Here is a 321-nt window from a genome sequence, read left to right as displayed (position 1 = left end):
GTATGGAAAAAAAGGGTTTAATAAAGAGAGAAACTGTAGTATATGATGCTGGAAAAAGGGCATTAAGTGTAAGTCTAACAGATAAAGGCAAAGTGATGGAAGGGGAAGTTGCAAAAGTATTTCACGAGATTGAGGAATTGAGTTTCAGAGGTTTTACAGCAGAAGAGAAAGACACTTTTTTATCACTACTGGATAGAGTTCACTCGAACATAAAGTAACCTATTTACAGCTTGGATGATTTTTAAAGGAGAAGCCTATGAAGGTAAATGATAGAAAAGCAGAATCTAAAAATGAAGATGGCGTTAAATCATTATGGAACAC

Annotated in this window: 1 protein-coding gene; it reads left to right on the top strand. The window is 34.6% G+C overall.

Going from position 1 to position 321, the window contains the following annotated elements; translation table 11 throughout:
* Nucleotides 1-218: MarR family winged helix-turn-helix transcriptional regulator (locus AOA60_RS32585; protein ID WP_218240529.1), on the top strand; the 218-nt coding region annotated here is incomplete at its 5' end.
* Nucleotides 219-321 lie beyond the last annotated feature (103 nt).

It is taken from the genome of Pseudomonas sp. 2822-17, assembly GCF_002742485.1.
Classification (GTDB): Bacteria; Pseudomonadota; Gammaproteobacteria; order Pseudomonadales; family Pseudomonadaceae; genus Aquipseudomonas; species Aquipseudomonas cyclaminis.
The sequence above is the reverse complement of the archived record's forward strand: the minus strand, read 5'-3'. Positions and strand labels throughout refer to the sequence as shown.